Origin of the sequence: Schaalia hyovaginalis, from assembly GCF_014208035.1 — a bacterium.
In the GTDB taxonomy this organism is placed as follows: domain Bacteria; phylum Actinomycetota; class Actinomycetes; order Actinomycetales; family Actinomycetaceae; genus Pauljensenia; species Pauljensenia hyovaginalis.
In genome coordinates, this window is sequence record NZ_JACHMK010000001.1 from 868,073 (window position 1) to 890,267 (window position 22,195).

Sequence of the window (22,195 nt, forward strand, 5' to 3'; positions counted from 1 at the left end):
AAAGGTGATGATCTCGGGGGAGAAAGGTGATGATCTCGGGGGAGGAGGGGGAGGGGCGAGAACTTCGCCCAGGGCTTATAGGGTGGGAGCCATGCTGGAGCTGCGAGGGATCACCAAGTCGTACACGACCGCATCGCTCACGCAGGTCGCCCTCGACTCCGTGGACCTCGCCTTCCGCGACAACGAATTCGTCGCGATCCTCGGCCAGTCCGGGTCGGGCAAGACGACCATGCTCAACATCATCGGCGGCCTCGACCACTTCGACTCGGGCGACCTCGTCATCGACTCGATCCCCACCAAGGACTACCGCGATCGCGACTGGGACGCCTACCGGAACAACCGGATCGGATTCGTCTTCCAGTCCTACAACCTCATTCCGCACCAGTCGGTCCTCGGCAACGTCGAGCTCGCCCTCACCCTGTCCGGCGTCTCCCCCAAGGAGCGCAAGCGCCGCGCCCTCGACGCCCTCGAACGGGTCGGACTGGCCGAGCACGTCGGCAAACGCCCCTCGCAACTGTCCGGCGGGCAGATGCAGCGCGTCGCGATCGCCCGCGCCCTCATCAACGACCCGGAGATCGTCCTCGCCGACGAACCGACGGGCGCCCTGGATTCGAAGACCTCCGTGCAGGTCATGGACCTCCTGCGCGAAGTGGCGCGCGACCGGCTCGTCATCATGGTCACCCACAATCCCGAACTCGCCGAACGCTACGCGACCCGCATCGTCGAACTCGCCGACGGAAAGATCCTCTCGGACTCCCGCCCCTTCATCCCGGGCGCGGAGGACCGTCGCGAGGGCAGGCCCGCGAAACGGACCTCCATGTCGCCACTGACGGCCCTGTCCCTCTCGGGGAAGAACCTTCTCACGAAGAAGGGGCGCACCCTCATGACCTCCTTCGCCGGCTCCATCGGCATCATCGGGATCGCCGCGATCCTCGCGCTCGCCAACGGGGTGAACGCCTACATCGCGGCGACCGAGGAGGACGCCCTCACCTCCTACCCCCTGTCGATCACCGAGTCCGGCGTCGACATGAGCGCGATGATGGAAAGCGCCGCCCGGGACGCCCGAGCGGTGAGCGCCCAGTCCGGGAAGATCGCGGCGCGCCCCGCCTTCGCCGCGATGGCCCAATCCCGATCGAAGAACGACCTCGCCTCCCTCAAGACCTACTTCGACGCCGACGGGGGACGGATCTTCGACCACGTCGCGGCGATCGAGTACGCCTACGGGACCAAGCCCCTCGTGTACCGCGAGGACACCTCGAAGGGGATCGTCCGCCTCAACCCCGATCAGGCCTTCTCGACCCTGTCCACGGCCTCCCAGGTCAGCCCCTTCTCCTCCTACATCCAGATGGACGCCTTCACCCAGCTCCCCGCGAACGCGAAGCTCTACGAGGACGCCTACACGGTGCTCGCCGGATCCTGGCCGAAGGACGCGCACGACCTCGTCCTCGTCGTCGACTCGGACCGGGCGATGAACGACCTCCTCGAGTACACGCTCGGCTTCAAGGAGCACGCCGAGCTCGACGACCTCATGGAGTCCTACTACTCGGGAGCCGGCGGCCCCGGCCGCGCGGAGGAGGGAGCTTCGGGGAACGAGGGCGGAACGGATGACGCGGTCGCGAACTACGACTACGAGTCGATCCTCGGCACGCGCTTCTCCCTCGTCCCGGCCCCCTCGCTCTACACCTACGACTCGGAGCACGCGGTGTGGGTGGACCGCTCCGAAGACCGGACCTACATGGCCGAACAGATCGCGAAGGGGCAGACGCTCACCGTCACGGGCATCGTCGCCGCGAAGGAATCGGACACGGCGATCATCGGACAGGGGCTCGCCTACACCCCCGAGCTCACCGAGGAGGTCATGCGAAGCGCCGCCTCCGCGGACATCGTCAAAGCCCAGATCGCAGATCCCCTCACCGACGTCTTCACCGGGAAGCACTTCGACGAGCTCGATGACACGACGAAGTCCGGCTTCGACCTGACCTCCCTCTTCACGATCGACCCGAACGCCCTGCAAGCGGCCTTCCGCGTCGACCCGAGCGCACTCCAGATGGATCTGTCCGGACTCGACCTGTCCGGCCTCGACCTCAACGCCATCGATCCGGGCGGCTTCTCCATCTTAGGACTCGACCTGGCCTCCCTCGGGAACATGGACCTCTCCTCGGCGATCGACCCGTCGGCGATCGCACCCGCCGACCTGGATCTCGCCGCCCTCGCCGCCCGCTACCCCGAACTCGGCGAGATCGACTGGGCTTCGATCGTCTCGAAGGCGCTCGCCGAGGGCGCGATCTCGCCGACTGCCGGTCAAGCGCTCGCGGGCACGAGCGCCGAAATCGTCCAGGGCTTCCTCGACTACTACGCCGCCCATTCCGACACGGACGGCGACGGGGCTCCCGATGCGGACCCGATGGGGCTCGCGACCGCCTACATCACGAGCCCCGAGGTGAGCGCCCGCCTCAAGGAGGCCCTCGAATCCGGTGAGGTCGTCAATACCGAGGTGCTCTCGGCGAACCTGGCCGCCGCCCTCGGCGAGGACCGGGCCCTGGGCGAAGTCGCCTCCCGGGCCTCCGCGGAACTCGCGGAGACGATCGGGCGCTCCCTCGCGACGCAGCTCTCCACCGCCCTGTCCTCTCAGATCTCGCAGATGATCTCAGATTCGCTCTCCCGGACGATGGCGAAGGCGATGTCGCAGATGATGACTCAGCTCCAGAACGCGATCGCACTGCAGATGGAACGGGCGATGGGGGGCTTCGCCTCCTCCCTCGCCTCCGCCTTCACCATCGACGAATCCGCTTTCGCGAATGCCTTCCGGACGAACACGGATCCCGAGGACCTCCAGCGCCTCCTGTCGACGATGATGTCGACGACGCCGACCACCTACGACACGAACCTCGCGAAGCTCGGATGGGCCGATCCCGGCGCGCCCTCGCAGATCAACATCTATCCCACGACCTTCGCGGACAAGGACGCCGTCAAGGCGATCATCGAGGGCTACAACGAGGCCGCGACGGCCGCCGGGGACGAGGCGAGGGTCATCGCATACACCGACATGGTCGGGCTCCTCATGAGCTCGGTGACCAGCATCATCGACATCATCAAATGGATGCTCATCGCCTTCGTGTCGATCTCCCTCGTCGTCTCCTCGATCATGATCGCGATCATCACCCTCATCTCCGTCCTCGAACGCAAGAAGGAGATCGGCATCCTCCGTTCGATCGGGGCCTCGAAGAAGGACGTCTCGCGCGTGTTCAACGCGGAGACCTTCATCGTCGGACTCCTCGCAGGGCTCATCGGCGTCGGCATCACCCTCATCCTGACCCTCATCGCGAACGTCGTCGTCGAAGCGAAGCTCGAGGTCGCCGACATCGCCCAGCTGCCCGTGAGCGCCGGGGCGATCCTCATCGCCGTCTCCGTCGTCCTCACCCTCATCGCCGGTCTCCTCCCGGCCCGCAAGGCCGCGAAGGAGGACCCCGTCGAAGCGCTGAGAAGCGAGTAGTCTCTAAGACGCCGACGATCCGAGAAGGAGGACGCATGCCCGCTCCGGCCGAACCCGCCACCGATGCCTCCGTGGGGGTCCTCCTCGCCCCCGGCTTCGAGGAGGTCGAAGCCCTCGCAGTCGTCGACGCGCTCTTCCGCGCGGGCGTTCGCGCAGACCTCATCTCCGTCGAGGGCACCGCCGACGTCGTCTCCTCGCACGGGGTGAGGATCGGCTCCGACCTCGCCCTCGACGACGCCGACCTCGCCTCCTACGCGATCCTCTTCCTCCCCGGGGGAATGCCCGGAACGACGAACCTCTCGGCGAACCCCGTCATCGGAGCCGAGATCGACCGTCGGGCCCGAGCCGGCCTGCCGATCGCCGCGATCTGCGCCGCGCCCTCGATCCTCGCCGAACGCGGACACCTCGCGGGCCGTACCGCAACGGCGAATCCCGGATTCATGAACGTCCTCGAAGACGCCGGTGCGCATACGGTTCTCACGCCGGTCGCCCTCGACGGGCGGATCTTCACGAGCCGCGGAGCGGGGACCGCCCTCGAGCTCGGGATCGCCCTGGTCGCCCTCCTGCGCGGAGAGGCGGAGGCCGAACGCGTCGCGAACGCCCTCGTCCACCGCTGAGCGGCGCGCCCTCGGCGCCCCGACGTAGGCTGAAGGCATGACGAACGAGGATTCCGCACCTTCCTTCTCCCGCCTCGCAGCCGAGCGGCACTCGGTGCGCGCCTTCTCGGACCGCCCGGTCGCCCCGCAGGTGCTCGACGCGATCCTGAAGGACGCGAGCGCCTCGCCCAGCTGGTCCAACACCCGTCCCTACCGGCTCGCACTCGCGGCGGGCGAGGACGCCGATGCGCTGCGCGCCGCCTACTGCGAGGCCTTCGACGCCGAGGCCGGGACCGGCCCCCGCGCCGACGGGGACTTCGAGGTGCGCCGACGCTACCCGGACGAGCTCAGGGAGCGCTCGGTGCGGCTCGGCAAGGCGCTCTACGCCGAGCTCGGCATCGGGCGGGACGACGCGGCGGCGCGCGATGCGTGGAGCCGCAGGAACGTCGAAGCCTTCTCCGCTCCCGTCATCGGGCTCCTCTACGTCCACGAGGGCCTCATGCCCTTCTCCGCGATGGACGCGGGGATCCTCCTCGGGCACATCTTCCTCGCGGCCAAGGCCAGGGGAGTGGACTCCTGCGCCCTCGGGACGCTCGCCATCTGGCGGGGCCCCGGGGACCGCTTCTTCGACGTGCCGGAGGACTACCGCCTCATCACGGGCTTCGCGCTCGGATATGCGGAGGAGGACCCGGTGAACGCCTTCCGGGCCGAGCGCGCGCCCATCCCCCGCGTCGGCCGGAAGGGGCGGTGACATGGCGCGCAGGACGCGGACCTGGCCCGAAGCGCCCCGCCCCCTCGACGGCGAGGTCATGGACAATCACACGCACCTGCCGGTCGTCCCGGCCCAGATCCCGAGGGCGGACGGCGTCGCGATGCCCCTCGACGAGCAGATCGCCAGGGCGCGCGCAGCGGGGGTCTCCCGGCAGGTGACCAGCGCCTGCGAACTCCCCGAATTCGCCCCCATGATCGGGGTCGCCTCGGCGTACGAGGGCGTGCGGGTCGCCCTCGCCCTGCACCCCAATGAGGCCGCCCTCCACGAAGGCTGCGTCGACCCCTCCCCGGACGGGCTGACTCCCCGGCTCAGCGATCATCACATCCCCCTCGATGAGGCGCTCGCCGTCCTCGAGGAGGCGGTGGAGAATCCGATGGTCGTCGCGGTCGGCGAATCGGGGCTCGACTACTTCCGCACGGCCGAACCCGGCCGCGAGGCCCAGAAGCGCTCCTTCGCCGCTCACATCGACCTCGCGGTGCGCAAGGGACTGCCCCTGCAGATCCACGACCGCGAGGCGCACGCCGACTGCCTCGAGGTCCTCGATCGCGCCGGCCGCATCGATGTCCCCGTCGTCTTCCACTGCTTCTCCGGTGACGCGCAGTTCGCGCGTGAACTCGCCGAACGCGGCTTCTACGCCTCCTTCGCCGGCCCCATCACCTATCCGGCGAACGCCCACCTGCGCGAGGCGCTCATCGAGATGCCCCGCGAACTCGTCCTCGTGGAGACGGACGCCCCTTATCTCACGCCCGTTCCGCACAGGGGATCCCCGAACGCCTCCTATGCGATGGCCCACAGCGTCCGCCGGATCGCCGAGCTCTGGGATCTTCGCGAGGATCTGGCGTGCGCCCAGCTCATGGAGAATTCCAGGCGCGTCTACGGCGACTGGTGACGAGGGCGCGCGGACCGCGATCGCCGGAGCGCGCCTTAGCATTCGCGGTGATAGGCGTCACGAAATCGAGCACGAAGGGTCACGGATTGATTACGGTAGGGGAGTCAGTCCGCCGGGATCCGGGGATCCCCCTAGGGGAGCCCCCGCGGATGCGAGGCGGAACCTACGAAGTCTGGAGTCGCGTGAATCTTCACCCCTCACGACGCACCGTCGTCGCCACAGCCTCGGCACTCGCCCTCATGATGACTGCGACCGCCGGGACCGCCGTGGCCGCCGCCCACCACGAAGTCCTTCTCGAGATCGACGGCGTGTCCAGGCCCGTCGACGGATTCTTCCTGACCGTTGGTGGGGCGCTCGCTTCCGTGGGCGTCGAGGTGGGGGCGCACGACCTCGTCGCGCCGGCGACCGACGCGCACGTGGCTGACGGGCAGACCATCGTCGTGAGATCGGCGAGCCCCTACGAGGTGACCCTCGACGGCCAGACGAAGACCGCGTGGTCGACGGCTGATTCGATCGACGGCGTCCTCGACTCGATCGCCGCCTCCGGTTCGGCCGTCATGGCCGCTGATCGCTCCACGCTCCGCCGTGAGATGTCCGTGATCTCCGTCGACGGTCCCGTCGCGATCCTCGCCGACGGGGCGACGACCACCGTCGACGCGAAGGCGGGCGACACCGTCGACGTGCTCCTCGAGAAGGCGGGCCTGTCCCTCGGGGACCTCGATACGGTCGATTTCGTCTTCGAAGCGGGGCGGACCTCGGTCAAGGTGACGCGCATCCTTCACGGCGACGTCGACGTCGCCACCCCGACCCCCTTCACCACCGAAGAGCGCAGCGACGATTCCCTCTACGAGGGCGAGACGAAGGTGCTGCAGGAGGGGCAGGACGGCCAGACGCTGACGACCTACTACCGCCACAGCATCGACGGGAAGATCGTGCTCAACGTGCCCATGGCGAAGAAGGTGACCGAACCGGTCGCGAAGATCGTCGCCGTCGGGACCAAGAAGAAGGAGCAGGAGGCGCCGAGCGCCCCGGCCGTCTCGTACTCGCCGGGCTCCGCGCAGGCCATCGCGCAGGAGATGATCACCGCCCGCGGATGGTCGGACTCCGAATTCCAGTGCCTCGTCACCCTGTGGAACCACGAGTCCGGCTGGAACGTCAGCGCCGCCAACCCCTCGGGCGCCTACGGGATCCCGCAGGCCCTCCCCGGTTCGAAGATGGCGAGCGTCGGCGCCGACTGGCAGACGAACCCGGCCACCCAGATCACCTGGGGCCTGGGATACATCTCAGGGCGCTACGGAACCCCGTGCGGCGCTCTGGCCTCGTGGAGCGCGAAGGGCTGGTACTGAGCCGCCCCGAATGAGCTGAAACGGTGTGCCGGCCCTCATGCGCGGGCCGGCGCACCGCCTTCAGCGCCCCTGTTCACATCGACCCGTTGACGTTTCGGCGCCGCGTCCATTCATCGCGTACCGTTGACGCGTCCAACCGAAGGAGCACCCGCAGTGGATCACCACCGATCGGAGCATCCGCTCGGCCGGAGGCGCCAGGAGCACCGCTCCTTCACCCCGAGCCGCCGCGCCGTTCTGACGAGCGCGTGCGCGAGCGCCGCGGCCGTCGTCCTCGTCGCCGCGGGGGCGGTCGCCAGCTCGCGCGCTGAGGCGACCCTCGAAGTCGACGGCGTCTCCATGCCGGTCACCGCGTGGGGCGGCACCGTCGCCTCGCTCCTGAGCTCGACCGGCGTCGAAGTCGGAGCGCACGACCTCGTCCAGCCCGCCCTCGATTCGCGGGTCCCCGACGGGGGCACCGTCATCGTGCGCACCGCGCACCCCTACACCCTGGAGGTTGACGGCGCAGAGAGGACCGTCTGGTCGACCTCTGCCAGCGCCGATGCGGTCCTCGCCGACACCGCCGCTCTCGGCGACTCCGTCGCCCTCGCCGCCGATCGCTCCGGCGCCCGGGGCGAGGCCCTCCCCGTCGTCTCGCGCTCCCGCGAGGTCACCGTCCTCGCGGACGGCCTGGAGCGGCGGGCCCGGGCCGAGGGCGGGGAGAGCGTCGACGAGATCGTCGAGAAGGCCGGAGTGGCCCTCCATCCCATCGATCGCGTCGCCCTCGCCGCGGGCGAGGGCGGATCGCTCGAGGTGCGCGTCTCCCGCGTCGTGCGCGGGGAGTCATCCGGGGAGGTCACGATCCCCTTCACCGAGATCGAGGAGGAGAGCCCCGACCTCTTCGAAGGCGAATCGAAGATCACCCGCCCCGGCTCCGACGGGCTCGCCGCGCGCACCCAGTGGGCTGAGACCGTCGACGGGGTCGCCACCTCATCGGCGACCACCGGCGAGGAGACCCTCGTCCAGCCCCTCGACCAGATCCGCTCCAAGGGCACGAAGAAGGCGACGCCCGAGGCCCTCCTCCTCGCGGGAGTCGACCCGAAGGCGAGCCTCGAATCCGGAACGGACGAGAACGGCTTCCCCTACACCGCCTACAAGGCCCCGATCGGCTCCCTGTCCTCGCGAGCGGACGTTGAAGCCCTCATCAACGCGATGAGCGAGCAGTCCGACAAGATCAAAGCGGCGGGCGCAGCGCTCAAAGCGGGGATGAGCGTGACCTACACGGGCCAGGACCCCCAGGAGATCGCGCACGTCCAGGTCGCCGCCCGCGGATGGTCGGACGCCGAATTCCAATGCCTGGTCAACCTGTGGAACCGCGAATCCCGCTGGAACCCGTACGCCCAGAACGCCTCCTCGGGCGCGTACGGGATCCCGCAGGCCCTCCCCGGTTCGAAGATGGCGAGCGCCGGCGCCGACTGGCAGACGAACCCGGCCACCCAGATCACCTGGGGCCTGGGCTACATCGCGGGCCGCTACGGCACGCCGTGCTCGGCCTGGGGGCATTCGAACGCCGTCGGCTGGTACTGAGCCCCGAGCCACTAGACTTCACTCGTGACCCGATCCTCGAAGAACGCTCCCGCCTCCCGTCTCGATCCGAAGCTGCCCGAAGGGGCCGTGCCTTCGGACTCGGGCCTCCTCGGCCCGATCGAGGTCAAGGCGATCGCCGACGCGCTCGGCATCCGGCCGACGAAGGTCCTCGGTCAGAATTTCGTCCACGACGCGGGAACCGTCCGCAGGATCGTCAGGGCCGGCGGCGTCGAGGCGGGCGACGAGGTCGTCGAGGTCGGGCCCGGACTTGGCTCCCTCACCCTTGCGATCCTGGAGGCCGGCGCTAGGGTCCGCGCCGTCGAAATCGACCCCCCTCTGGCCGCGGCCCTGCCCGAGACCGTGCGCTCGCGCATGCCCGAAGCGGCCGAGCGCTTCCACGTGGTGACGATGGACGCGACGGCGCTCAGGGGGGTGGAGGACTTCGGGGTCGACTGGCCCGCGCCGACGAAACTCGTCGCGAACCTGCCCTACAACGTCGCAGTCCCGGTCCTGCTCGCCATGCTCGAGTCCTTCCCCTCGCTCACCGATCTCCTCGTCATGGTCCAGTCCGAAGTCGCCGACAGGCTCGCCGCGGCCCCGGGATCGCGCACCTACGGCGTCCCCTCGGTCAAGGCCGGGTGGTACGGCAGGGTCGAACGGGCCGGAACGATCGGGCGCACCGTCTTCTGGCCGGTTCCGAACGTCGACTCCGCCCTCGTGCGCATCTCGCGCTCGGCCGAGCCCCGCGGCGATGAGCCGCTCCGGCGCGCGACCTTCGAGGTCTGCGACGTCGCCTTCGGCCAGCGCCGCAAGACGCTGCGCGCCGCCCTGAAGAACTGGGCGGGCTCGGCCGGGGGAGCGGGCCTCCTCCTCGAGCGGGCGGGCATCGACCCGGGCCGGCGCGGGGAGACCCTCGACGTCGACGAATTCGTCGCGCTCGGCCGCGCAGTCCTCGAGCTCCGCGCCGCCGAGCTCCTGCCGCGCCGCATCGACCCGAGGCGCGCGCGTTTGGAGGAAGCCGATGCGTGAGGCCACCGCCTCCGCGCCCGGGAAGATCAATCTCGCACTCCGCGCCGGAGCCCCCGCCGAGGACGGCTATCACCCGCTCGTCACCGTCTTCGAAGCGCTGAACCTGCGCGAAACCGTTCGTGTCCGCACGAGCCGCGCCCCCGGGATCAGGGTCACCACCACGGCCCACCGGCCCGACGGCTCAGTCGATGAGCTCACGACCCGGGCGATGCGCGACCTCGACCCGACGACGCACCTGGCCTACCGGGCGGCGCGGATCCTTCAGAAGCTCGCCGCCGCCGGCCCCTGGGCCGCGACGGCCGCGGGCATCGAGATCGAGGTCGACAAGCGCGTCCCCATGGCCGGGGGAATGGCCGGGGGCTCGGCGGACGCCGCCGCCGCCCTCGTCGCCTGCAATGCGCTGTGGGGGCTCGGCCTCGATGCGAAGCGCCTCGAACTCATCGGACGGACACTCGGAGCCGATGTCCCTGCGTGCCTGGCCGGGGGGATCTCGCTCGGCACCGGGCGTGGCGATGAGATGGAGTCCCTGGACCGGGGCGGAGTCGAGGCCCGTCATCATTGGGCGATCGCACTCGCGCATGAGGGCCTGTCCACTCCGGAGGTCTTCCGCGCGCTCGATCGAGCAGGAGGCCCGGCGGGCCGGTGGCGCGATCTGCCCGACCCCTCGAGGATCCGCGCGCTGCCCTTCACGGGCGGGGCCGCAGAACTCGCCCCCCACCTGTCCAACGATCTTCAGGACACGGCCCTGCGCCTCCGGCCCGAGCTCGGCCGGACTATCGCGGCCGCCGAGGAGGCGGGCGCGCTCGCCGTCCTGCTCTCCGGCTCGGGCCCCTCGATCGGGGCGCTCGCAGCCGATGCCGAATCGGCGCGCGCGATCGCCTCGGCCCTCGCGGGGCTCGACTCGGTCGCCGAAGCCTTCACCACTTTCGGACCCGTCCCGGGTGCCCGGCTCGAATCAGGAGAATCCCGCTAAATGGCGCATCTTCTCGGCACGCAGTCCCTCGCCGTCCTCGCGGGTTCGCGCAGACTCCTCGAAGACGTCACGCTCGGCATCGAGGACGCTTCGCGCGTCGGGATCCTCGGGCCCAACGGTGCGGGCAAGTCGACCCTCCTGCGCCTCGTCGCCGGCGTTCAAGAAGCCGCGTCGGGCCTGCTCACCAAGCGCGAGGGCGTGCGCGTGGTCCTCCTCGATCAGAAGGACTCCTTCGACCCGGAGCTCCCCGTCGTGGAGGCCGTGCACCCCGGTCTGGCGGAGTACGAGTGGGCTTCGGATCCCCGGGTGCGCGACATCCACGCGGGACTCCTGGCGGACATCGACCTCGCCTCCCGCGTGGGGGACCTGTCCGGCGGTCAGCGCCGGAGGGTCGCTCTCGCGAGGGTCCTGTGCGCGCCCAGCGAGGTCGTCTGCCTCGACGAGCCGACGAACCACCTCGATGTCGAGGGCGTCGCCTGGCTCGCCGCGCACCTCAATGCGCGCTTCGCCAGGCCCGGGGCCGTGGGCGCGCTGCTCGTGGTCACCCACGACCGCTGGTTCCTCGACGCGGTGTGCGAACACATCTGGGAGGTCGTCCCCGGCATCGACCCCGGAGGCGACCGGCCCCAGATCCCCGGTCGCGTCGAGGTCTACGACGGCTCCTACGCCGCCTACACGCTCGCCCGCGCCGAACGCCTGCGCCAGGCTGACGTCGCGGCCGTGAAGCGCAAGAACCTCCTCACGAAGGAGCTCGCCTGGCTGCGCCGGGGCGCGCCCGCCCGCACCTCGAAGCCGAAGTTCCACATCGAGGCCGCCGAGGCCCTCATCGCGGACGTCCCGCCGCCGCGCGACACCGTCGAGCTCATGAAGACGGCGAGCGCGCGCCTGGGCAAGGACGTCCTCGATCTCGAAGACGTCACCCTCGCCTTCGGGCGCCCGGACGGCTCGACCAACACGATCTTCGACTCGGTGACCCTCCGGCTCGCCCCGGGTGAACGCGTCGGCGTCGTCGGCGTGAACGGCGCCGGGAAGACGAGCCTGCTCAATCTTCTCCGCGGCGATCTGGCCCCCGATTCCGGGCGCGTCAAACGGGGGAAGACCGTCGAGGTCGCGACCCTGTCCCAGGACACGCACGAACTCGACGCGCTCGCGGACGTGCGCGTCGTCGAGGCCGTCGCCGCAGTCGCGCAGACCTGCATCGTCGAGGGCAGGGAACTCACCGCTTCGCAGATGACCGAGCGCATGGGGTTCACCCGTCAGCGCGCCTACACGCGGATCAGGGAGATCTCGGGCGGCGAGCGCCGACGCCTCCAGCTCATGCGCCTGCTCATGGCCTCCCCGAACGTCCTCCTCCTCGATGAGCCGACGAACGACCTCGACACCGATACCCTCGCCGCGATGGAGGACCTGCTCGATTCCTTCCCCGGGACCCTCGTCGTCGTCTCGCACGACCGCTACCTGCTCGAGCGCGTGACCGATCACCAGGTGGCGCTGCTGGGGGACGGGACGATCCGCGCCCTGCCCGGCGGGGTCGAGCAGTACCTGCGCCTGCGGTCCGAGGGCGGGGCCGCGCAGACCCCGCAGCCGACGCCCGCCGAAGCGCTGCCGCAGGCCCCGGCGCTGAGCGACGCCGCCGCGCGGCGGGCCGCGAAGAAGGAGGCGGATCGGATCGAGCGGCGCCTGGAGAGGCTCCGGAGCGAAGCGGGGGGTCTCGAGGCGCGCCTGGAAGCGCTCGGGCACGAGGTCGCATCGGATCCTTCCGCGGTGTCGGAGCTCCAGGAGGCGTCGGCACGGCATTCCCGTGTGCTGTCCGAGATTGCCGAGCTCGAGGACGCGTGGCTTCAGGCCGCCGAGCTCCTCGAATAGGCGTTCCCGCAGTCGGCGAGTCCGCGTCCTCGATGAATTAGTTGATGGAAGTGCTTGGAAAAAACGCGTATTCCGCACCTTGCCCGGTGCGGAATCGGTCTGGGCGAGACTCGTATTGAATGCCTCTTGACCTGCGTGAATAGAGCCTTTCTCGACGCCTGTCGTTTTTCGCGCTCCAATGGGGTCATCCGCCTCGAAGGAATGGGATCGAGGCCCCGGATCATGAGGAGAGATCGAGATGCCCCTTGAAATGCCCCGAGTCCTGGACTGCTCCGTCGAGAGCTGCTCGTACAACAAGACCAAGAGCTGCGGCGCCGCCGCGATCACCGTCGGTTTCGCCCAGACCTGCACGACTTTCGTCCCGCTCAACGTCAAGGGCGGCCTCGAGACGGCGGCCCCCTTCGTCGGCGCCTGCCAGAAGGCCGACTGCGTCCACAACTCCGCGCTCGAATGCACCGCCGAGGCGATCCGCGTGGGCGCCACCACCGCGGACTGCCTGTCCTACGCCGCCCGCTGAGCGGGGGCCGAGGAGCCGCCGTCCGGACGCGGCGGGGCGCTCGGCGCCTCAGGCCCCGCGGGGCGAGAAATGCTCGGCGGCGAGGCGCAGCATCCCCTGGGCGAGTCCGTGCTGGTCGGTGTGCAGGTCCCAGACGGCGTCCTCGCCCAGGACCGCGAGGGCCGGCGCGTCCTCCTCGGCGACGGCTTCGCGGTCGGCGAGCCATGTCGTCCCGTAGGCGTCCATGAGGGGGCGCATCGCCTCGAAGAAGTCCTCGATCGCCTTCAGCCCCGCCTCGGCGGCTTCGACGCGCGCGAGGGCGCTGCGGTAGTGCTCCTCCATCCGCTCGAGTCGTTCGAGCGCCTCCGATCCGCTCACTCCGCCGCCCTCCCGCGCCCCTTCTCGCAGACCGGGGCCTCGAAGGGGAGGAGGAGCGGGGTGAGGAGATCCGCGAGGCGGTCGCGCGCCTCCTCGTCGAGCGGGGCGAGGATCGCCTCCTCGCAGGCCAGGAGTGAAGCGAGGGCGCCGTCGACGCGCGTGCGGCCCGGCTCGGTGAGGGTGACGAGAACGACCCGCCGGTCCTGGGGCGAGGGCGAGCGCGAGACGAGGCCCTTCGATTCGAGGCGGTCGATCCGGTTCGTCATCGTCCCGGAGGAGACGAGGAGCTCGGCCATGAGGGCGCCGGGGGTCAGGCCCGAAGCGCTGCCCGCCCTGCGCAGGGAGGACAGGACGTCGAACTCCCAGGGCTCGAGCCCGTGATCGGCGAAGGCCTTGCGCCGTTCGAGGTCGAGGCGCCGGGCGAGGCGGGAGACGCGCGAGAGGACGAGCATGGGGGAGGAGTCGAGGTCCGGGCGCTCCTTCGACCATGCGGCGACGATGCCTGCGACTTCATCCACGAATCTCACGCGATTCAAGATACTCGATGTCGAGACTTCGGTCACTCCTTCGCCGCGCCGGGCTCCTGGCACACGAGCAGAGTCGGCTTCGGCTGCATGTGCCGCACGCCGTTCCACACGAGGTTCACCACGTGCGCGGCGACTTCGTCCTTCTTCATGCGGCGCTCATCGAGCCACCATTGACCGACCTGGGCGATGAGGCCCACGAGCATCTGCGCGTACAGCGGGGCGAGGGCGGGCGAGATGTCGCCCTTGGCGAACTGCTCGGCCAGGAGATGCTCGACCCTCGACGCGACATCGCCGAGGACCGAGGAGAAGGAGCCCTGCGTCCGATCCTTCGGCGCATCGCGCACGAGGACGCGGAAGCCGTCGGAATTCGATTCGATGTACTCGAGCAGGGCGAGCGTGGCGTTCTCCAAGAGGATCCGAGGGCGATCGGACGACTCCAGGGAGGAGTGGAGGGAGGTGACGAGGGACTGGACTTCACGGTCCACGACCACCGCGTACAGGCCCTCTTTGCCGCCGAAGTGCTCGTAGACGACGGGCTTGGACACCTTCGCCTTCGCGGCGATCTCCTCGACGCTCGTCGCGTCGAAGCCCTTGAGCGCGAAAAGCGAGCGCCCGACCTCGACGAGCTGCTCCCGGCGCGCGAAACCGCTCATCCGTGTGCGCTTCTGACCCATGCTCCGGATTATCCCACGCGAGCGCAGGGCCGATCCGCGGCGAGGGGCGGCGCGGCTCGCCCGCGGCCGAGGCCGTGCCCTCGCGCCGCCCGAAGTCGCGCTTTCGGTGAACGGGGGCTGACTGTGGCAGAATCGAAGCGCTATTCCGCCCTGGTGTAACGGCAGCACATGGGTTTTTGGTGCCTTTGGTCCGGGTTCGAGTCCTGGGGGCGGAGCAGGAGCGCCCGCTCCTTCCTCCTCGCTCGACGGAAGGCGAACAATGACCGTCCCCGCAGCCGCCATCGTCCTCGCAGCAGGCAAGGGCACCCGAATGCTCTCGGCGGTCCCCAAGGTCGTCCACCCCGTTGCGGGCCTGTCCATGATCGGCCACGCGCTGCGAGCCGCCCAGGGCACCCGTCCCAAGACCCTCGTCGCCGTGGTGCGCCACGAACGCGAACTCGTGGTCGAGGAGATCCGGAAAGTCGCGCCCGACGCCTTCATCGCCGATCAGGATGAGATCCCCGGAACCGGCAGGGCCGTGCTGTGCGCCCTCGAGGCCCTCGCCGCCGCGCACGGCCCGATCAGCGGCCCCGTCCTCGTCACCTCGGGCGACGTCCCCATGCTCTCGACCGCCACGCTCGAACGCCTCCTCGACCTCCACGAGGCCGAGGGGCGCGCGGTCACGGTCCTCACCTCGATCGCGCCCGACCCCACCGGCTACGGCCGCATCGTGCGCGCCGAGGACGGGCGCGTCATCAGGATCGTCGAGGAGAAGGACGCCGACGAGGCCGAGCGCGCCATCACAGAGGTCAACGCGGGCGTCTACGCCTTCGACGGGGCCTTCCTCCACGACACCTTGAAGTCGGTCGGAACGGACAACGCCCAGGGTGAGGTCTACCTCACCGACGTGCTCGCGGCCGCCGAACCCGCCGGTCGGACGGCGGGCGCCCTCGTCCTCGCCGATCCCTGGGAGGCGCAGGGCTGCAACGACCGCGTTCAGCTCGCCGAACTCGGAGCCGAGATCAACAAGAGGATCTGCGAGCGCCACATGCGCCGGGGGGTGTCCATCGTCGACCCGGCATCCACCTGGATCGGCATCGACGTCGAGATCGGCGCCGACACGACGATCTGGCCCGGAAGCGTCCTGCGGGGCGCCACGACCGTCGGGAACGGGTGTGAGATCGGTCCCGGAACGACGCTCGATTCGGCGCATGTGGCCGATCGCGCCCGGGTCGCAAGCGCCTGGGTGGTCGAGGCGAGCGTTCCAGCCGATACGATGGTGGCACCATTCAGCGTCATCGGGCAGCCCGAATCGGACTGACCCGCCGGGTTCTCAGGGCAAGGGGAGGAACACCGCATGAGCGGATTGGTGACCAGCGGGGAGAAGAGCCTCGTCCTCGTTTCAGGCAGGGCGCATGTCGAGCTCGCCCAGCAAGTCGGTGAGGAGATCGGGTGCGGGGTCTCGCCGGTGACCGCCTACGACTTCGCGAGCGGTGAGATCTACGTCCGTTTCAACGAGTCCGTCCGCGGCGCCGACGTCTTCGTCCTCCAGTCCCACACCGGGCCGATCAACAAGTGGCTCATGGAGCAGCTCATCATGATCGACGCCGCGAAGCGCGCCTCCGCCAAGCGCATCACCGCGGTCTCGCCCTTCTACCCCTACGCGCGTCAGGACAAGAAGCACCAGGGGCGCGAGCCGATCTCGGCCCGCCTGGTCGCCGACCTGTACAAGACCGCCGGCGCCGACCGCGTCATGAGCGTCGACCTGCACGCCTCGCAGGAGCAGGGCTTCTTCGACGGCCCCGTCGATCACCTCTTCGCGATGCCGGTCCTCGTCGACTACGTGCGCTCGCGCCTCGACCTGTCGAACACCGTCATGGTCTCCCCGGACGCCGGCCGCATCCGCGTCGCCGAGAAGTGGTCCTCCAAGCTCGGCGGGGTCCCGCTGGCCTTCGTCCACAAGACGCGCGACACGACCCGGCCGAATGTCGCGGTGGCGAACCGCGTCGTCGGCGATGTCGCAGGCAAGCAGTGCATCCTCGTCGACGACATGATCGACACGGCGGGCACCATCACCGAGGCCGTCAAGGTCCTCAATGACGCCGGAGCCCAGAAGGTCATCATCGCCGCCACCCACGGCATCCTCTCCGAGCCGGCCGTCCGCCGACTGACGGAATGCGGGGCCGATGAGGTCGTCGTCACCGACACGCTGCCGATCCCGCTGGAGAAGCGATTCCCGAATCTCACGATCCTCTCGATCGCCCCGCTCCTCGCGCGCGCGATCAAGGAGGTCTTCGAAGACGGATCGGTCACATCCCTCTTCGACTGACTCGCACTCGGCCGCCCTCGTCGGGTACCCTCAAGGGGTTGCTCCGGCGAGGGCGGATCTGTATCCGCCGTGATCGACAGGGCCGAAGGGGAATCCACCTCCTTGAGGTTCATCGCGCCGAAGCGGAAGAACCAGAACAACAGGAGGCATCTCATGAGCGACACCCCGATTCTTGACGCGCAGACCCGTTCCGAGTTCGGCAAGGGAGCTGCCCGCCGCGCCCGCCGCGCCGGCCTCGTTCCCGCCGTCGTCTACGGACACGGCGGCGAGCCGGTCCACGTGGACGTCCCCGGGCACGACCTCTTCCTCATCGTCCGCGGCAACAAGAACGCCCTCGTCGACCTCAAGATCGACGGGAAGAGCCAGCTCGTCCTCGTCAAGGACGTCCAGCGCCACCCCGTGTCCCGCAACCTCCTCCACGCCGACTTCCTCGCCGTCAAGGCGGGCGAGAAGGTCGACGTCGAGGTCGCGATCGTCGTCGTCGGCGAGCCGGTCCCCGGCACCCAGGCCACGGTCGAAGAGCACACCGTGACCGTCAAGGCCTCGGCGACCGCCATCCCCGAGTCGATCGAGGTCGACGTGACCGGCATCGAGGCGGGAACCGTCATCCGCGCCGCCGATCTCGTCCTTCCCTCCGGCGTCGAGTCCGAGCTCGACCCCGAGCGGGACATCGTCGTCGTCACCGAGATCGAGGCAGAGGCCGAAGAGGCCCCCGCCGTCGAGGCGGAGTGACCCCGCTCCTGCCGATCGCATGTCTTCGGGCGGGCCGCGTGAGCGGCCCGCCCCATGCGTATCACCGGCGGGGGACCCGTTGAAGGAGGGCGCCCGATGATCAGCCCCTACCCCGCGCGAGCGCCGCTCCCCGCCAGCGAAGAGCCCGCTCCCCGCACCTACCCGGCGCAAGTCGACCCGACGACCTGCGGGATCGCGGTCCTATCGCTCCTGGCGGCGCGCGCCGGAGCCGATCCTCACTACCTCGACCCCGACGCGGATGTCGAGGCCGAGCAGAAGCACCTCCACGCCCTCGCGGCCAGGGTTGGGACCCCCTGGCCCCAGGCCCTGGGCACCTCGCCCTGGGCGCTCGCGCGCCTCGCGCGCCACGCCACGGGCCGTCGACACCGCATCGCCTTCAACGGCCCGGGCCTGCGCGCCCGGATCGACACGGCCCTCGCCTCAGGATGGGACGTGCCCGTCTACACGGGCGGGGCGCGGACGGCCCTGAGCGCGCTCATCCCCCGCCACGTCGTCCTCATCCTCGCCCACGAGGGGGCGCCCGCGCGCTACGCGGTCTTCGAACCCTCCTCGGGCCGCGTGTTCACCCTCGGCCCCGACGAGTTCCTCCTCGGAGCGGACTCGGCCAGACCGGCCCTGGGCCATTGGAGGCGCGTCCTCTTCGCCCTCGTCCCCTCGGCGCACTAGCCCCCGGCTCAGTCCCTCGGCCACACCCGGACGATGCGGGCGAGCAGTTCGGCGAGACGCTCCTTCGAGGATGCGCCCTGCTCGAGCACCTCCTCGTGCGACAGGGACTCGCCCGGCGTCGTACCCGCCGCCGCGTTCGTGATGAGGGACAGCCCCAGCACCTCCAGCCCGGCCTCGCGCGCCGCGATCGTCTCGAGGGCGGTCGACATGCCCACGAGGTCGGCACCGAGCGCGACCGCCATGCGCACCTCCGCGGGCGTCTCGTACTGGGGCCCGGGGAACTGGGCATACACGGCCTCGAGGATCGTCGGATCCACCGAGTTCACGAGGCCCCTGAGACGGGGCGAATACGCGTCGGAGAGATCGACGAAGCTCGCCCCGTGCAGGGGGGTCGCGGCCGTCAGATTGACATGATCGGCGATGAGGGCCACGGAACCCGGCCCGATCCGCGGATTCGCCGACCCGCATCCGTTCGTCAGGATGGCCCTCGCGATGCCGAGGGCCGCAGCGACCCGTACCGCGTGCGCGACGGCATCGGCTCCGCGCTCCTCGTAGAAGTGCGTCCGGGGCAGCAGCAGCGCGTGGAAGGGGCGCCCGTCCTCATGATCGAGTGCGAGCAGCTGGATCCGGGCCGTGTGACCGGCGACCGGCGAGTCCGCGAAACCGGGAATCGAGGCCGCCGGAACCGAAAGGACTTCACGGCCGATCGAATGCGCGGCCGAACCCCAGCCCGAACCGGGAACGAGCAGGACATCCGGGACGATCCCGTCGAGCAGGGGGCGCAGCGCCCGCACGGAATCATCGACCATTGCGCGAATCTGAGAAGGAAGAGTCATGAGGACAAGGATAGCCGCCGCGCGCGCTCCGAGCCGGAAGCCGGATCCGGAAGATGCGTGAGAACGGCGCGCAGGGCCCCGAACGCGTATTCTGGCGGCGTCGCCCGGTCCGCCGACCAACCGCGCGATGGAACGAGAGGAGCCGCGTGGTCCGAGAACTGCGAACCGACGACGTCGTCGACCTCGCCTGCGATCTCATCGACATCCCCTCGGTGTCCGGAGATGAGAAGGCGATCGCCGATGCCGTCGAGGCCCGCCTCCGACGCGCCCCCCACCTCGAAGTCCTGCGCGACGGGGATGCGATCGTCGCGAGGACCCGCCTCGCACGAGCGCATCGCGTGCTCATCGCCGGTCACCTCGACACCGTCCCGATCGCCGGCAACGTCCCCGCCGTGCGGAGCCTCGTCAACGGGATCGACACCGTGCGCGGCAGGGGAGCGGTCGACATGCTCGGAGGCGTCGCCGTCGCCCTGCGCGCGGCCCTCCTCCTCACGGCGCCCAAGCACGATGTCACCTGGGTGTTCTACGACCATGAGGAAGTCGAGGCGAGCCTCAACGGCCTCGGCCGTCTCATGCGCAATCACCCGGGCCTCCTCGGCGCCGACTTCGCGATCCTCGCAGAGCCGACCTCGGCGCACATCGAAGGCGGCTGCAACGGAAGCGTTCGGGTCATCGCGACGATCCCGGGGAAAGCGGCCCATTCCGCGCGCTCGTGGCGCGGCGACAACGCCATCCACAAGGCCGCGCCCGTCATCTCGAGGATCGCCTCCTTCGGCAACCCGACAGTCAACGTCGACGGCCTCGACTACCGCGAGTCCCTCCTCGTCGTCGCCGTCTCGGGCGGGAAGGCGAAGAACGTCGTGCCCGACGAGGTCGAGCTCGTCATCAACTACCGCTTCGCCCCCTCCAAGAGCACGGACGAGGCGATCGCCCTCGTCACCTCGTACTTCGCGGGAACAGGGGCGCGGATCGAAGTCGACGACCGCTCCCCGGGCGCGCGGCCGGGAGCCGATTCGCCGATCGCCCGCGACTTCATCGCCCACGCCGGCGCCATCGCCGAGGCGCACGGGGAGGAACTGCGCGTCGTCGCCAAGCAGGGGTGGACGGACGTCGCACGATTCTTCGATCTCGGGATCCCCGCGGTGAACTTCGGCCCCGGCGACCCCCTGCTCGCCCATACCGACGAAGAAGCCGCACCCGCGGCGGACATGACCAGGTGCCTGGACGCGCTCCTCGCCTGGCTCGACGACAAGGAGAAGGAATGACCTCCGATCAGCCGACCCGCAGGACCTACCAGCGCGGCCCCGTGATCCTGCGCGGCACCGCGATCCCCGAGGAGACCTCGGACACGCGCCTCCTCGAAGCGCAGGAATCCGCCGACTGGCTGCACGAGGACCCCTGGCGCGTCCTGCGCATCCAGGCCGAATTCGTCGAGGGCTTCGGCGCGCTGTCCGAAGTCGGCCCGGCCGTATCCGTCTTCGGCTCGGCGCGCACCCGTGAGGACTCCAAGTACTGGACGATCGCCTATGAAATCGGCAGGCTCCTCGTCGACGAGGGCGCCGCAGTCATCACCGGTGGCGGTCCCGGGGCGATGGAAGCGGCGAACAAGGGGGCCTGGGACGCAGGGGGCAAATCGATCGGGCTGGGCATCGAGCTCCCGCACGAGCAGTCGATGAACCCCTGGGTGAACATCGGGATCAACTTCCGCTACTTCTTCGCCCGTAAGACCATGTTCGTCAAGTACTCCTCCGGATTCATCGCGATGCCCGGCGGCTTCGGCACGATGGACGAGCTCTTCGAAGCGCTCACGCTCGTCCAGACATCGAAGATCCACTCCTTCCCGATCGTCCTCGTCGGCAGCGACTACTGGCGCGGACTGGTCGATTGGGTCGCCGGATCCATGGTCGCCGAGGGCACCCTCGATGAAGCCGAGCTCGATCTCATTCACCTGGTGGACGAGCCCGAAGAGGCCGTCCGCTTCGCCCTCGGCCGCTGAGCTCCGCGCCCGTCGTGTGATTCGGCACGATTCCGGCTAAAATGGGGGCGTCACTGCCGCGCGACACGCGCGTGCAGACGAAAAAGGGACAAGGAGCGGTACATGGCAGCGATGAAGCCGAGGACCGGTGACGGCCCGCTGGAGGCCACGAAAGAGGGACGCGGAATCGTCATGCGCATCCCGAGCGAGGGGGGCGGCCGCCTCGTCATCGAGCTCACTCCCGATGAGGCAAGCGAACTGGCGGCGGCGCTGAGCGCTGCGGTCTGAGGTTCTTCCGATTATCTTTGCGGGGCGCCGTGGCGGGCACAGCCACGGCGCCCCGCGCTCGTCGAGGGCGCCTTCGGCCGCTTGGGGGATCAGCGCTTGACCGCGACGGCGAGGCCGTCGCCGACCGGCAGCAGCGCCGGGGTGAAATCGGGCGACTCCGCCAGGAAGCGGACGACCTCGCGGCAGACGACCGTCTCCGAATCACGTCGGGCCGGATCGGCGACCTGATCGCCCCAGAGGGCGTGGACGAAGGCGATGAAGCCCCCCGGGCGCAGGACGCGCACCGCATGATCGAGGTACTCCGGGGTCTCCTGAACGTCCGCGTCCAGGACCATCATGTCGTAGCCCCCCACCGCCATGCGCGGCAGGACGTCCAGGGCGCGGCCAGCGATGAGGCGGGTCCGCTGGGGCGAGACCTGGGCCTTCGTGAAGGCGCGGCGGGCCTGCTTGTGGAACTCGACTTCGGAGTCGATGGAGGTGAGGACCCCGTCGGCGGGCATCCCGTCGAGGAGCCACAGGCCCGAAACCCCCGCGCCCGTCCCCACTTCGAGGACGGCCTTGGCCCCCGCGACCGCGGCGAGCATCCGCAGGGCGGCGCCCGTGCCGGGGGAGACGGGGTCGGCCCCGAGCTCGACCGCGGCGGCGCGCGCCTCGCGGACGGGCTCGGACTCGGGGATGTAATCCTCGACGAATACCCAGGCCTGGGCCTTGTCAGCCATGTCTTCTCCGATGCTGGTGTCTTTCAGTGGCCTTCAGAGTATCGCCCC

22 protein-coding genes and 1 tRNA gene are annotated in these 22,195 nt (G+C 69.8%); 18 read left to right on the plus strand and 5 right to left on the minus strand.

Features of this window, described 5'->3' with window-relative positions; translation table 11 throughout:
- Positions 1–91: 91 nt before the first annotated feature.
- From HD592_RS03675 to HD592_RS03720, 10 genes are all read left to right on the plus strand, one after another.
- The gene (locus HD592_RS03675; protein WP_184451969.1) at positions 92–3,493 is read left to right on the plus strand and encodes an ABC transporter ATP-binding protein/permease; all 3,402 of its coding nucleotides are present in this window, start codon (positions 92–94) and stop codon (positions 3,491–3,493) included.
- A gap of 35 nt (positions 3,494–3,528) precedes the next feature.
- Positions 3,529–4,110, plus strand: a complete 582-nt coding sequence (locus HD592_RS03680) for a DJ-1 family glyoxalase III (RefSeq protein WP_184451971.1) — start codon at positions 3,529–3,531, stop codon at positions 4,108–4,110.
- 37 nt (positions 4,111–4,147) lie between these two features.
- Positions 4,148–4,840, plus strand: a complete 693-nt coding sequence (locus tag HD592_RS03685; RefSeq protein WP_184451973.1) for a nitroreductase family protein — start codon at positions 4,148–4,150, stop codon at positions 4,838–4,840.
- Between the two features lies 1 nt (position 4,841).
- On the plus strand, positions 4,842–5,750 hold the full coding sequence (locus tag HD592_RS03690; protein WP_184451975.1) for a TatD family hydrolase: 909 nt from the start codon (positions 4,842–4,844) through the stop codon (positions 5,748–5,750).
- A 182-nt stretch (positions 5,751–5,932) separates the two neighbouring features.
- Positions 5,933–7,096 carry an aggregation-promoting factor C-terminal-like domain-containing protein gene (locus HD592_RS03695; RefSeq protein WP_184451977.1) on the plus strand — a complete coding sequence of 388 codons (1,164 nt, stop codon included), beginning with the start codon at positions 5,933–5,935 and terminating at the stop codon, positions 7,094–7,096.
- Between the two features lie 153 nt (positions 7,097–7,249).
- A complete protein-coding gene (locus HD592_RS03700) occupies positions 7,250–8,659 on the plus strand; it encodes an aggregation-promoting factor C-terminal-like domain-containing protein (RefSeq protein ID WP_343058723.1) in 1,410 nt (469 codons plus the stop codon).
- 24 nt (positions 8,660–8,683) lie between these two features.
- Positions 8,684–9,688 carry a 16S rRNA (adenine(1518)-N(6)/adenine(1519)-N(6))-dimethyltransferase RsmA gene (gene rsmA / locus HD592_RS03705; RefSeq protein WP_343058724.1) on the plus strand — a complete coding sequence of 335 codons (1,005 nt, stop codon included), beginning with the start codon at positions 8,684–8,686 and terminating at the stop codon, positions 9,686–9,688.
- Positions 9,681–10,661: a 4-(cytidine 5'-diphospho)-2-C-methyl-D-erythritol kinase gene (locus HD592_RS03710; protein WP_184451980.1), complete on the plus strand. Its 981-nt coding sequence runs from the start codon at positions 9,681–9,683 to the stop codon at positions 10,659–10,661. Before rsmA ends, HD592_RS03710 begins: the two co-directional genes overlap by 8 nt.
- Positions 10,662–12,527: an ABC-F family ATP-binding cassette domain-containing protein gene (locus HD592_RS03715; protein WP_184451982.1), complete on the plus strand. Its 1,866-nt coding sequence runs from the start codon at positions 10,662–10,664 to the stop codon at positions 12,525–12,527.
- A 238-nt stretch (positions 12,528–12,765) separates the two neighbouring features.
- Entirely contained in the window at positions 12,766–13,044 is a 279-nt protein-coding gene (locus HD592_RS03720; RefSeq protein WP_154478042.1) for a DUF1540 domain-containing protein, read from the plus strand.
- 48 nt (positions 13,045–13,092) lie between these two features.
- On the opposite strand, the gene HD592_RS03725 is transcribed toward HD592_RS03720, so the two are convergent.
- Genes HD592_RS03725 through HD592_RS03735 form a run of 3 tightly spaced genes read right to left on the minus strand, consistent with a single transcriptional unit; the run spans position 13,093 to position 14,602 of the window.
- A complete protein-coding gene (locus HD592_RS03725) occupies positions 13,093–13,401 on the minus strand; it encodes a DUF4298 domain-containing protein (RefSeq protein WP_184451984.1) in 309 nt (102 codons plus the stop codon).
- On the minus strand, positions 13,398–13,928 hold the full coding sequence (locus HD592_RS03730; RefSeq protein ID WP_303773667.1) for a MarR family winged helix-turn-helix transcriptional regulator: 531 nt from the start codon (positions 13,926–13,928) through the stop codon (positions 13,398–13,400). Before HD592_RS03730 ends, HD592_RS03725 begins: the two co-directional genes overlap by 4 nt.
- Positions 13,929–13,960: 32 nt before the next feature.
- A complete protein-coding gene (locus HD592_RS03735; RefSeq protein ID WP_184451986.1) occupies positions 13,961–14,602 on the minus strand; it encodes a TetR/AcrR family transcriptional regulator in 642 nt (213 codons plus the stop codon).
- A gap of 144 nt (positions 14,603–14,746) precedes the next feature.
- Here HD592_RS03735 and HD592_RS03740 point away from each other — a divergent pair.
- The 5 genes from HD592_RS03740 (at position 14,747) to HD592_RS03760 (ending at position 18,329) form a co-directional block, all read left to right on the plus strand.
- A tRNA-Gln gene (locus HD592_RS03740) sits at positions 14,747–14,817 on the plus strand.
- A 44-nt stretch (positions 14,818–14,861) separates the two neighbouring features.
- A complete protein-coding gene (locus HD592_RS03745) occupies positions 14,862–15,902 on the plus strand; it encodes a bifunctional UDP-N-acetylglucosamine diphosphorylase/glucosamine-1-phosphate N-acetyltransferase GlmU (protein ID WP_184451988.1) in 1,041 nt (346 codons plus the stop codon).
- 36 nt (positions 15,903–15,938) lie between these two features.
- Complete coding sequence (locus tag HD592_RS03750) at positions 15,939–16,910, plus strand: ribose-phosphate diphosphokinase (protein WP_184451990.1); 972 nt, start codon at positions 15,939–15,941, stop codon at positions 16,908–16,910.
- Positions 16,911–17,063: 153 nt separating this feature from the next.
- Positions 17,064–17,642: a 50S ribosomal protein L25/general stress protein Ctc gene (locus tag HD592_RS03755; protein WP_184451993.1), complete on the plus strand. Its 579-nt coding sequence runs from the start codon at positions 17,064–17,066 to the stop codon at positions 17,640–17,642.
- Between the two features lie 96 nt (positions 17,643–17,738).
- A complete protein-coding gene (locus tag HD592_RS03760; RefSeq protein WP_184451995.1) occupies positions 17,739–18,329 on the plus strand; it encodes a hypothetical protein in 591 nt (196 codons plus the stop codon).
- An 8-nt stretch (positions 18,330–18,337) separates the two neighbouring features.
- Here HD592_RS03760 and HD592_RS03765 read toward each other — a convergent pair whose 3' ends face one another.
- Positions 18,338–19,165, minus strand: coding sequence for a purine-nucleoside phosphorylase (locus HD592_RS03765; protein WP_184451996.1), 828 nt, complete (start codon positions 19,163–19,165; stop codon positions 18,338–18,340).
- A gap of 146 nt (positions 19,166–19,311) precedes the next feature.
- Here HD592_RS03765 and dapE point away from each other — a divergent pair, with 146 nt between their 5' ends.
- The 3 genes from dapE to HD592_RS03780 all read left to right on the plus strand — a co-directional run bounded on the left by dapE (position 19,312) and on the right by HD592_RS03780 (position 21,428).
- Positions 19,312–20,430, plus strand: a complete 1,119-nt coding sequence (gene dapE / locus HD592_RS03770) for a succinyl-diaminopimelate desuccinylase (protein ID WP_343058725.1) — start codon at positions 19,312–19,314, stop codon at positions 20,428–20,430.
- Positions 20,427–21,161 carry an LOG family protein gene (locus HD592_RS03775; protein WP_184452000.1) on the plus strand — a complete coding sequence of 245 codons (735 nt, stop codon included), beginning with the start codon at positions 20,427–20,429 and terminating at the stop codon, positions 21,159–21,161. Before dapE ends, HD592_RS03775 begins: the two co-directional genes overlap by 4 nt.
- Positions 21,162–21,263: 102 nt before the next feature.
- On the plus strand, positions 21,264–21,428 hold the full coding sequence (locus HD592_RS03780) for a DUF3117 domain-containing protein (protein WP_154478062.1): 165 nt from the start codon (positions 21,264–21,266) through the stop codon (positions 21,426–21,428).
- Positions 21,429–21,517: 89 nt separating this feature from the next.
- Here the strand turns inward: HD592_RS03780 and HD592_RS03785 are convergent, their stop codons facing one another.
- The gene (locus HD592_RS03785) at positions 21,518–22,147 is read right to left on the minus strand and encodes an O-methyltransferase (protein WP_184452002.1); all 630 of its coding nucleotides are present in this window, start codon (positions 22,145–22,147) and stop codon (positions 21,518–21,520) included.
- Positions 22,148–22,195 lie beyond the last annotated feature (48 nt).

Bases quoted from the DNA above. Each gene is read 5' to 3' on its own strand.
- HD592_RS03675 (WP_184451969.1), top strand. From the start codon at position 92: ATGCTGGAGCTGCGAGGGATCACCAAGTCGTACACGACCGCATCGCTC.
- HD592_RS03680 (WP_184451971.1), top strand. From the start codon at position 3,529: ATGCCCGCTCCGGCCGAACCCGCCACCGATGCCTCCGTGGGGGTCCTC.
- HD592_RS03685 (WP_184451973.1), top strand. From the start codon at position 4,148: ATGACGAACGAGGATTCCGCACCTTCCTTCTCCCGCCTCGCAGCCGAG.
- HD592_RS03690 (WP_184451975.1), top strand. From the start codon at position 4,842: ATGGCGCGCAGGACGCGGACCTGGCCCGAAGCGCCCCGCCCCCTCGAC.
- HD592_RS03710 (WP_184451980.1), top strand. From the start codon at position 9,681: ATGCGTGAGGCCACCGCCTCCGCGCCCGGGAAGATCAATCTCGCACTC.
- HD592_RS03715 (WP_184451982.1), top strand. From the start codon at position 10,662: ATGGCGCATCTTCTCGGCACGCAGTCCCTCGCCGTCCTCGCGGGTTCG.
- HD592_RS03720 (WP_154478042.1), top strand. From the start codon at position 12,766: ATGCCCCTTGAAATGCCCCGAGTCCTGGACTGCTCCGTCGAGAGCTGC.
- HD592_RS03735 (WP_184451986.1), bottom strand. From the start codon at position 14,602: ATGGGTCAGAAGCGCACACGGATGAGCGGTTTCGCGCGCCGGGAGCAG.
- HD592_RS03745 (WP_184451988.1), top strand. From the start codon at position 14,862: ATGACCGTCCCCGCAGCCGCCATCGTCCTCGCAGCAGGCAAGGGCACC.
- HD592_RS03750 (WP_184451990.1), top strand. From the start codon at position 15,939: ATGAGCGGATTGGTGACCAGCGGGGAGAAGAGCCTCGTCCTCGTTTCA.
- HD592_RS03755 (WP_184451993.1), top strand. From the start codon at position 17,064: ATGAGCGACACCCCGATTCTTGACGCGCAGACCCGTTCCGAGTTCGGC.
- HD592_RS03760 (WP_184451995.1), top strand. From the start codon at position 17,739: ATGATCAGCCCCTACCCCGCGCGAGCGCCGCTCCCCGCCAGCGAAGAG.
- HD592_RS03765 (WP_184451996.1), bottom strand. From the start codon at position 19,165: ATGACTCTTCCTTCTCAGATTCGCGCAATGGTCGATGATTCCGTGCGG.
- HD592_RS03775 (WP_184452000.1), top strand. From the start codon at position 20,427: ATGACCTCCGATCAGCCGACCCGCAGGACCTACCAGCGCGGCCCCGTG.
- HD592_RS03780 (WP_154478062.1), top strand. From the start codon at position 21,264: ATGGCAGCGATGAAGCCGAGGACCGGTGACGGCCCGCTGGAGGCCACG.
- HD592_RS03785 (WP_184452002.1), bottom strand. From the start codon at position 22,147: ATGGCTGACAAGGCCCAGGCCTGGGTATTCGTCGAGGATTACATCCCC.